The 1393-nt window shown below is 31.2% G+C and carries 2 protein-coding genes and 1 pseudogene; all 3 read right to left on the bottom strand.

The features are described 5' to 3' along the window. Positions 1-118 precede the first annotated feature (118 nt). Positions 119-403, bottom strand: a complete 285-nt coding sequence (locus H1P_RS33350; protein ID WP_144875771.1) for a hypothetical protein — start codon at positions 401-403, stop codon at positions 119-121. 161 nt (positions 404-564) lie between these two features. Then, positions 565-813, bottom strand: coding sequence for a hypothetical protein (locus H1P_RS40070; RefSeq protein WP_425461569.1), 249 nt, complete (start codon positions 811-813; stop codon positions 565-567). Positions 814-847: 34 nt separating this feature from the next. Next, positions 848-1393 (bottom strand): annotated as a pseudogene (locus H1P_RS37005) (ATP-binding protein); the annotation flags it as partial.

Below are 1393 nucleotides of genomic sequence, written 5' to 3'. Positions count from 1 at the left end.
CTTTTTCTTCTTCTGGTGTCATCTATTTACTTTTTTAAATCTGACCTCATCTTATCTTTAACTTGGTTGTACTACCTAATTTAGTTCATCTGTTCTGACAAAATTGACTTGCTCCCTATTACTCATTTTGAGCATTTTCTATGAAATAAACTAATTTATTGATAGCTATAGTATTTCCTCGATCTATTGTTCCCAAAACCTCTGCTGCTTTCCAAGCAATAGATTTTTCATGATATTTAAGAGTTTTATTTTCCGTATTATTAATGACAGAAACTAAAGTTTTTATTATTTCATTATCACCTTTATGTATCTTAGATATTTGTCCTAAAAAAACTATGGAATTTTTAATAGTATCAGGATGAGAAGAGCTTTGGATCTGACATTCCGCAGATAATTTTCTCAAGGAAATAATTAAATGAATTTGCTTGAATATAGCCGTTTATAGCAATCGCCAATCTTCAAAAACACCAAATAATATATTAGTTCTTATTCTGTTTCTAAAATCGCTGTATTCTCTATCTCTTAAAGTGTGTAGACTAAATTGCTCAAAAAATCACGAAGAAATTAAATTTTTCTGCGGAATGTGAGTTGGATCAGCTTAATAAAAGTTTCAACAACTAACTTGTTTTTAGTATCTATTTTTTGTAAGCTTTGTACAGCTTGCATAACAATAAATTCATTTTCACTATTTTGACACAACTGAATCAGTATTGCGATCGCCTTTCTATTCCCTTGTCCTACTTCACCTAAATCTCCGATCGCATTCCAATAATCTGAATCTTGAGGATTAATATTGTTTTCAATTATTTGTATTAGTTTATCAATTTCTATTTTGCTGTTAATTTTATTAAATTAAACCTCTGTCATTTTTTTGAATCCAACTTGCAATTTTATCTAATAGCGTTGATTTCCCCGCACCTGGTTCGCCAATAATAGCGATGTGTTTATTACTTCGGGAATTGTCATCGATCGCTTCCTGTAAGAAAGTATCGTGTTGATATTCTTTGGTAATTACTTCCTTTTCAAGCTGATAAACTTCATCCTGCGATACTTCATCATTGCGTCTTTGCTGTTCCCTGCGTTCAACTAATCCCAGAGGAACGAATATATTAAGTTCAAATCCCCGTTCGGTAATTTTGCGCCTAATGCGTTGTTGTTCCTGCTGTTTGGCTAAAACTTTCTGGCATACATGATTCCAATCAATAAGAGATGCTTTTAAACTGCCAAAGTTTGCTTCTAAAATATTTTGAACTTTAAGACATTTATCAATTTGAAAATTTGAGATTTCTTTTAGTAAATTGCGATAATCCCAAATATCTTTATCTTTATTGAAGGCAAACTTCCCTTGAATTATCTCATCATACGAAATCCTGTTTAGAAAACCAGGTTTAAA

It is taken from the genome of Hyella patelloides LEGE 07179 (assembly GCF_900659865.1).
Taxonomy (GTDB): domain Bacteria; phylum Cyanobacteriota; class Cyanobacteriia; order Cyanobacteriales; family Xenococcaceae; genus Hyella; species Hyella patelloides.
Note: the sequence above shows the minus strand (reverse complement) of the source record. Positions and strands in the feature narration are given on the sequence as shown.